The organism is Levilactobacillus sp. HBUAS70063 (genome assembly GCF_038374745.1).
In the GTDB taxonomy this organism is placed as follows: Bacteria; Bacillota; Bacilli; order Lactobacillales; family Lactobacillaceae; genus Levilactobacillus.
Map to the genome: position 1 here is coordinate 241083 of NZ_JBANSM010000005.1, position 8208 is coordinate 249290.

General features: G+C 49.5%; 7 protein-coding genes, 1 rRNA gene and 1 riboswitch. Of the genes, 3 read left to right on the top strand and 5 right to left on the bottom strand.

Annotation, left to right across the window (positions count from 1 at the left end; all coding sequences use genetic code 11):
• The first annotated feature begins 117 nt into the window (after window positions 1-117).
• On the top strand, window positions 118-1557 hold the full coding sequence (gene gndA, locus V8I28_RS09575) for an NADP-dependent phosphogluconate dehydrogenase (RefSeq protein WP_341779903.1): 1440 nt from the start codon (window positions 118-120) through the stop codon (window positions 1555-1557).
• A 132-nt stretch (window positions 1558-1689) separates the two neighbouring features.
• On the opposite strand, the gene V8I28_RS09580 is transcribed toward gndA, so the two are convergent.
• Both V8I28_RS09580 and V8I28_RS09585 read right to left on the bottom strand, forming a co-directional pair.
• Complete coding sequence (locus V8I28_RS09580; protein ID WP_341779904.1) at window positions 1690-1953, bottom strand: hypothetical protein; 264 nt, start codon at window positions 1951-1953, stop codon at window positions 1690-1692.
• A 92-nt stretch (window positions 1954-2045) separates the two neighbouring features.
• A complete protein-coding gene (locus V8I28_RS09585; RefSeq protein ID WP_341779905.1) occupies window positions 2046-2687 on the bottom strand; it encodes an SDR family oxidoreductase in 642 nt (213 codons plus the stop codon).
• Between the two features lie 238 nt (window positions 2688-2925).
• Between V8I28_RS09585 and V8I28_RS09590 the strand changes: the two genes are divergently transcribed.
• Window positions 2926-3273, top strand: coding sequence for a hypothetical protein (locus V8I28_RS09590; protein ID WP_341779906.1), 348 nt, complete (start codon window positions 2926-2928; stop codon window positions 3271-3273).
• Window positions 3274-3466: 193 nt separating this feature from the next.
• Complete coding sequence (locus V8I28_RS09595; protein ID WP_341779907.1) at window positions 3467-4471, top strand: aldo/keto reductase; 1005 nt, start codon at window positions 3467-3469, stop codon at window positions 4469-4471.
• A 69-nt stretch (window positions 4472-4540) separates the two neighbouring features.
• Here the strand turns inward: V8I28_RS09595 and V8I28_RS09600 are convergent, their stop codons facing one another.
• The 3 genes from V8I28_RS09600 to rrf all read right to left on the bottom strand — a co-directional run.
• The gene (locus V8I28_RS09600; RefSeq protein ID WP_341779908.1) at window positions 4541-5104 is read right to left on the bottom strand and encodes a redoxin domain-containing protein; all 564 of its coding nucleotides are present in this window, start codon (window positions 5102-5104) and stop codon (window positions 4541-4543) included.
• A gap of 211 nt (window positions 5105-5315) precedes the next feature.
• Window positions 5316-5485, top strand: a riboswitch (M-box (ykoK) riboswitch).
• A gap of 982 nt (window positions 5486-6467) precedes the next feature.
• The gene (locus tag V8I28_RS09605; protein ID WP_341779909.1) at window positions 6468-7754 is read right to left on the bottom strand and encodes a dicarboxylate/amino acid:cation symporter; all 1287 of its coding nucleotides are present in this window, start codon (window positions 7752-7754) and stop codon (window positions 6468-6470) included.
• Between the two features lie 365 nt (window positions 7755-8119).
• Window positions 8120-8208 (bottom strand): 5S ribosomal RNA (gene rrf / locus V8I28_RS09610); the annotation flags it as partial.

Below are 8208 nucleotides of genomic sequence, written 5' to 3' on the forward strand. Positions count from 1 at the left end.
AAAGATTAATTATTTTGAAAAAAACCAGTCAAATCAGTTCCTTTTTAAATTGTTCAATGCTACACTAGGAGTTGGTAAAACCGAAATCAATCTTAACAAAGTAAAGGAAGGTTTCTAATGGCAGAAAAAGCTAATATTGGTGTTGTTGGTATGGCTGTCATGGGCAAGAACTTAGCCCTGAACATTGAAAGCCGCGGATACACGGTTGGTATCTACAACCGCTCCGCCAACAAGACGGAACAAGTTATGAAAGACCACAGCGAAAAGAAGTTAGTTCCAAGTTACACGGTGGAAGACTTCGTTAACTCTTTGGAAACGCCACGGCGGATTCTTTTGATGGTTAAGGCTGGTAAGCCAACTGACGCCGTTATTCACGAATTGCTTCCTCTGTTGGACAAGCACGATGTCCTCATTGATGGTGGGAACACGAACTTCCATGACACGATGGCTCGTAACGCCGAACTGGACAAGTCCGGTATCAACTTCATCGGTATGGGTGTTTCCGGTGGTGAACTGGGTGCCTTACAAGGTCCTTCCTTGATGCCTGGTGGCCAAAAGGAAGCTTACGACTTAGTTGCCCCAATCTTGGAAAAGATCGCTGCTAAGGCTGACCAAGACGGCAAGCCATGTGTATCTTACATTGGCCCTAACGGTGCTGGTCACTACGTTAAGATGGTCCACAACGGTATCGAATACGGTGATGAAGAGCTGATCGATGAAAGCTACAACATCATGCGTAACGTTGCCGGGATTTCCATTGACAAGATGGCTGACATCTTCAAGGAATGGAACAAGGGTGAACTTGACAGTTACTTGGTTGAAATCACTGCTGACATCTTGACTCGTAAGGATGACTTAGGTGACGACAAGAACTTATCCATTTTGGATGCTATCTTGGACCGTGGTAACAACAAGGGTACTGGTAAGTGGAGTTCTGAAGACGCCTTGGACGTTCAAGTTCCACAATCAGTTATCACCGAAGCCGTTTACGCCCGTTACATCTCCATGTTGAAGGACGAACGGGTTAAGGCTTCTAAAGTCTTAGCACCTGCTGAAAAGCAAGGCAAGGTTAACATTGGTGACGAAACTGAATTCGTTGAAAAGGTTCGCCAAGCCCTCTTCTTTGGTAAGTTAATGAGTTACGCTCAAGGCTTCGAACAACTCCGGTTTGCTTCTGAAAAGAACAACTGGGACTTGAAGTTCGGTGAATTAGCACAAATCTGGCGTGCCGGCTGCATTATCCGGGCCCAATTCCTGCAAAACATCACGGATGCCTTCGACAAGGATCCTAACTTGACCAACTTACTCTTTGATGACTACTTCAAAGAAGTTGCTGCTAAGTACCAACAATCAACGCGTGACGTTGTTGCATTGGCCGTTCAAGCTGGTATTCCTGTACCTAGCTTATCCGCTGCCATCACTTACTACGACAGCTACCGTGCTGAAGTCTTGCCAGCTAACTTGCTGCAAGCACAACGGGACTACTTCGGTGCCCACACCTACGAACGGCGTGACCGCCCTGGTGACTTCCACTACTCATGGTACGAAGAACAATAAATCCTTAAAACCGATTGAAAAAGACGCCGTAATGGCGTCTTTTTTTGCCTACTTTTCCATAACAGCAAAGGTGCCGGCCGCTCTCACGAATGGGGAATGACCGACACCTTTTAGCTATCATTTAAAACGTCTCTACTGCCGCGTATGGCCGCGATGCGTGGTCCCGGCAAGATTATCCGCTAACGCCAGTTGAAGCGCGTGGAGGCTCTCCCAGCGGTCGATTTCGGTCGCCAGGCCACTTTCCCATTCCGCTTTTCGCCGACTCTTCTCAATAAAGCGATCCCAGTCGCGGTCGGCGGTGAGTTGGTCGGCGGTCTGTCGCCATTGGGCCCACTCATTCAGGTGCTCAGCCAAAACTTCGGCTTCGGATGGAGCAATCAGTAACTTGTCAGTCATGGTTGTCGCCTCCTTTGGCAAAACGTCAGGACGGTGTCACTTTTCTATAACTTGATTATAACATATACCCTGAACCAACTCTAGATAAATACTTATAGTTTCTGTAAGATTCCTTTAATCGGCGTCTCCCCCTGCAAGAGCGGAATCGTCTTGCCAATCGTCTGCGGGGCGTGGAGCGCCGCCACTAAAAAGCTGGCTAGATCGGCACGTGACAAGCTACCCACGGCCAGGGGATCACTCTTGACCTTCCCCGTTCCCGGGTGAAAGGACAGCGCCCCCGGTTGCACGATGGTATAGTCCAGCGTGGTTTGATGTACCAACCAGTTGTCCGCATAAAATTTCGCCACGTACAGCGGCTTGAGCGGGTCCGCCCAGCGGTTTCGGTCCTCGGTAAAGAGCATGCTAATCATCAAGAAGCGTGGCACGCCGGCAATTTCCGCGGCCTGCATGGTCTTAACCGCGCCATCTAGATCAATCAGCAAGGTCATGTCATCCTTGGTTCGGCCACCGGAACCCGCCGCAAAGATAATCGCCTCACACCCCATCAAAGCCGAGGCAATGCGTTCCGGCTTCGTCAGGAGGTCGACACGCCGCACCGTGACGCCCTGATCCACCCAATCCTCGCCGTCTTCGTCCGGCCGCAAGCCGGCGATGGGCTCATCCCCGCTCGCCTGCAACTGCGCCACTATTTTCCGTCCCGTCTGACCGTTAGCACCGACCACAAACACTCGCATCACGTGCCACTCCTCTCACAATCTTTCTTCGTTAAGTATACACTAGTTCCCGCTGCCGTAGGAATTGCCTTAGTTTAGCCACCGGACGATCAAATGATAGCGCTTAAATTAATTTACACCAAAAAAATTTAGGTGAGCTTCCTTTACGAACGGCCAAAATGTGCCATAATAAAAAAGGGGCACCGATCGACTGACGACCGATACTCACGGCAACACAGAATTTGAGGAGGTCTCCACTTTGCAAAACCAAGACTTAACGATTACCGATCTGGACGAACACGCCCAACTAACCGCGCTCACTGATTTCGTCCACTTCTATCTTGAACATTACCGGACCAACGATCTCGAAATTTTATCCCAGTTCAAAGTCGACTACGCCATGAATGATATTAACATGTACCTTTACGCCAACCGGAACTTTAGTCCGGACCAACTGGCGGCCGGCGTGCTGGCCTACAAGAAGAACCTATTCTTGGAAATTTTAAAGACGATCAATCTACCCTTTAACGAAAACGGCTCACTCAAGGAAAAGACTTGGGACGGCTGGTACCAACAAGAATACGCTAAGATTCCCGAAGGTAAGTAACACTTCGGCATCTCCGCTCCCCGCAAAACGCGATGAGTACCACTCGGTGCTGACCGCGTTTTTTTCATGGCGTTCGTGAATTCGTTTTCAATTCACCACGAAGACCCGTATACTTAGAGGTGACAACTTATCGTGTACGAACTTATTAACCCTGTTCCACCCGTACACCTAATTGATTAATGGAGGGAATTCTATGTACTTAGCAAATGAACACCGCTACGATGCCATGCAATACCGGCGTAGTGGCAATAGTGGCCTCAAGCTTTCGGCAATTGGCCTGGGATTCTGGCACAACTTCGGTAGCGTCGATCCGTTCGATAATCAACGGGCCATCGTCCACACGGCCTTCGACGCCGGAATTACTTACTTTGACCTGGCCAACAACTACGGTCCGGAACCCGGGAGTGCGGAGACCAACTTTGGCCGAATCATGGCCAGAGACATGCGGCCCTACCGCGATGAAATGGTGATTACGTCCAAGGCCGGCTACCTGATGTGGCCCGGCCCTTACGGCGAATGGGGGTCTCGGAAGAACATCATCGCCAGTGCCAACCAGAGTCTGAAGCGGCTCCAGCTAGACTACGTGGATATCTTCTACTCTCACCGGCCCGATCCCAACACGCCGCTGGAAGAAACGGCCTTGGCCCTAGACCAACTGGTTCGACAGGGTAAGGCCCTCTACATCGGCATTTCCAACTACGATCCGCAACAAACCAAGGAAATTAAGGCTATCTTTGACGATCTGCACACGCCTTATATTGTTCACCAGAGTCGCTACAGCCTGTTCGACCAACATATCGCGGACAACGACCTCCTGCAGACCCTGACCGACGAGCAGACCGGCCTGGTCACCTTTAGTCCCCTCGCACAGGGCCTATTGACTGACCGCTACCTGCACGGCATCCCCGCCGATTCACGGGCACACCGGTCATCCAGTCCCTTCCTCCACGAGGACAACGTTGCGCATACGATTACAACGGTCAAGGCCCTCAATGAAATTGCCCAGCAACGGGGTCAATCCCTGGCTCAGATGGCGATTGCCTGGTTACTCAGTCAACCCGTGGTCACCTGTGTCCTCGTGGGGGCCAGTCGCCCGAGTCAACTGCAAGACAATTTAAAAGCCTTTGACCAGACGACCTTTAGTCCCGATGAAATCAGACAGATTAAGGCCTTGCTGGCGAAGATGCCTAAAGCGTAAACCATAATGCCATCAATAAAGCGACCGAGATGTTTATCCCGGTCGCTTTTTGTTTAATCTCAATCAGTTTTAAAGTTTACCAACCAAATCCGTCCCAGGCTTCAAGGTTTGTTCGCCCTTGTGCCAGTTAGCCGGGCAGACCCGGTCGCCGTGTTCCGCGACAAATTGGGCCGCGGTCAGCGTCCGAAGAATTTCCGCGGCGTTGCGGCCAATCCCCATATCATTGATGGTGTATGACCGAACCTTACCCTCGGGATCAAGGATGAAGACACCCCGGTAAGCTTGCCCGGCATCGACGTCTAAGACCTCGTAGTGCCGAGCCAAGACCCCGGCCGGATCGGCAATCATGGGGTAGGCCACCTGCCCGACCTCTGGACTCTGTTCGTGCCAGGCTTGGTGAACAAACTCCGTGTCTTCGGAAACACTGTAGATTTCCGCATTACTTTGTTTGAATTCTGAATAGTGAGCCGCCAAGTCCCCTAGCTCCGTGGGACAAACAAACGAAAAATCGGCCGGATAAAAGAATAGCACGGACCAATGACCTAACAGATCGTCGCGAGTCAATGCCTTTACCTCGCCATTTTGAAACGCATTTACAGTAAAATCGGGTAATGCTGAACCAATAAAATTCATGTGCTCTCCGCCCCTCATTTTGGTAAATTTTGAATCACCCTTAGCATACCCGCTTTGCCCTTTAAAATCAAGAATGATTCTAAACTAGACGGTAATATAAACGCGTTTATAAACTTATTAATAGTTTGTTATTATAATTATTATACGTTTTTCATGAGAGCTTATGGTTGCTTTTTTTCAGAAAATAGGATAAACTATGACCATAGAATAAATTAGAAGCTGTTAGGTGAGGCTCCTATACGGAAAATGCTACTGCTCAGAAACGTCGAGAAACGCCAATGAGTCAGCTGTTCAGGTCAAATTAAGGCCTGTTCTAATGTAGCTGTTAAAGAAACACTAACTACGCCGTATAGTGCTAAAACTCAACGACTGGCTGTCCGTTCACAAAATGCTTTTTATTGTGCGCTTAGCTAGTCGTGGCTAAGCGCTTTTAATTTACTCGCAGTTGTCACTGTCGATTAGATTATAGGAGGTGATTGAACATGACAACGCAGCATATAGATGATCCTGGAGCGTGTTATCACTCGCCGGTGGGAAAGTTGCAGTCAGTTCACGCCTCTTGGTTGACGCTTTGAGGAAAACTGCTCTCTAGCTTTCCCTTTCCCGGACCCCGTAGCTTGATGCGGAGGTTCGACTGGTAGACTTTAAACCGAATCAACCGGCCACTTAAACTCAGCCGCTGTCGGCGTTGTACCCGACTTATTCACGGCTGACCTTCCCGAATTCGTTCGTGCGCCGGTTGGATTCAAACCACTTAATGGAAAACGCAAGCTAGAGTTACCCAGTTTTTCTCGGCCCTATGACAACAATGATGCATTGACGTGCTAGTTCAATAGCCGCTTCACTGTTGGGGGAACCCAATCGGGGAGGAAGACACTCGTAACTGACGCCGATTCAACTAGGCTGGTTTTTAATCTCTAATGGTCGATACGAAGACACACAATCCCTAAACTTAAATCCTGATTATCGCGTGCCGGGCAACGCCCATGGGCTGATGGGAATCACCCCGCAAGGTTACCCACGCACCGCTAATCTGGTTTCAGCAATTATAAATAACCCCTACCACTCGCGAGGAATGGTAGGGGTTATTTGGTGCCCTCATCGCCCCGATAACGGCCAAAGGTGGTGGCGCCAAACTAACCGTAAACTATCGGTACTAATATTTCAAAAGATAACCCGTCTTGCTATCTGGCAAGGCTTACGCTCAGAAGCTGGCGGGCGCCGTGGTCAACATTTACTGCGACATTCACTAGAAAATTAACGACTAGTTAAAGTCATTTCTTCCCAAGCAACGGTCCCTTCACCGGGTGCGTTGTTTTTTTGTAGCAAAAAAGCCACCCCTTAGCGAGTGGCTTTCATGTCATTATTTCGTTTTCTCAGCACGTAACTCCGCTAGATAATTCTGACTCTTCTCTTCGCTGAATTCATGTTCGGAACGCCCGATAACAACCGTGGCCAGTGAGTTACCGACCACGTTAACCGCGGTCCGGCCCATGTCCACGAGCCGGTCAATCCCGGCGATAAACGTCAACCCACTCATCGGAACCCCAATGGTGGAAACGGTCGCCAGCAGAACCACGAAGGACGCCCCAGGCACTCCGGCCATCCCCTTACTGGTAATCATCAAGACTACCAGCAGTGTAATCTGCTGTCCTAAGCTCAGGTTAATATGATAGGCCTGGGCCAGGAACAGTGCGGCCAGCGACTGATAAATGGCGGAACCATCCAGGTTAAACGTGTAACCCGTCGGAATCACGAAGGAAACGATCCCCTGACTGACCCCGAACTTATCCATTTTATCAATCAGTCGTGGCAGCGTGGCTTCGGAACTCGCCGTGGAAAAGGCCAAGACAGCCTCGTCCTTGATGACGAACAGCAGGTCCTTGAGATGGAACTTAAAGAGCCGAGCCACGATGCCCATGAAGACCACGATGAACAGCGCCATCGTCCCGTAGGCCAGCAAAATGAAGTAACCTAGCGGCGCCAACGCGGAAATCCCCATCTGCGCAATCGTCACACCGATCAGCGCACAGACCCCGATTGGTGCCGTATGCATCACCCAGTTGGTGACGCGGAACATGACCTGCGAGACGGCGTCCAGGAAGTCGATGATGACCTGTCCCTGTTTGCCAATCGCCGCGGTCCCCAGACCGAAGAAGACGGAGAAGAAGATGACGGGCATCATATCCCCTTCGGACAGGGACTTGAAGAAGTTGGTGGGAATGATTCCCAACAGCGTCGCCCAGATGCCCGAATCCTTGGCAGATTTGGCCGAGGAGACGTACTGACTGATGTCTGAACTATGTAGTTGATGAATGTCGATAAAGGTCCCAGGATGGAAAATATTCCCGATTAGGAGCCCTAGCGCAATGGCGATGGTGGTCATGACTTCAAAGTAAATGATGGTCTTCCCACCGATACGACCCAGCTTATGAATATCGCCCATATTGGCAATACCGACCGTTAAACAAGACACCACGATTGGCAGCACAATCATTTGAATCAGACTGATAAACATGTTCCCGATATTTTGCATGGCGGTGATGGCGAGCTTGTTCTCGTAGAACACGACCCCCAGCACAATCCCTAAAATCAACCCAATTAGAATTTGCCATCCCAAACTCAGGCGATAGCTCCGATATTTTTTCATAATTACTTTCCACCCATTTTCTAAAGATAGTTCTGCTTTATTTTTTCATCATTATGCTCTCATGCCTTGTGGTTGTCCCACAACACTAACTATGATAGCACAAGCTATTCTGCTTACCAAGGCGGTTATAGCAAAGATATTCGAACTTCTTTCAATAATATATTAATAATGTTCGCATAACGTGTTCTAATCCGGTTTTAATAGAGCGATTGGATACCCGCCGAGCCACCAGATCCCTTGGTACAGCGGCAAAGGCGGTTACTTACTGAATGTACGTATCATTGCCGCTTAATTGTAAGCAACTTAATATGAAACGGTTAAAAAATTGTATAAAAAAAGAACCCAATCACTGGGCTCTTTCGTTCGCGTGGCAACGTCCTATCCTCGCAGGGGGCGATCCCCCAACTACTATCGGCGTGCTAAAGCTTAACTTCCGTGTTCGGCATGGGAACGG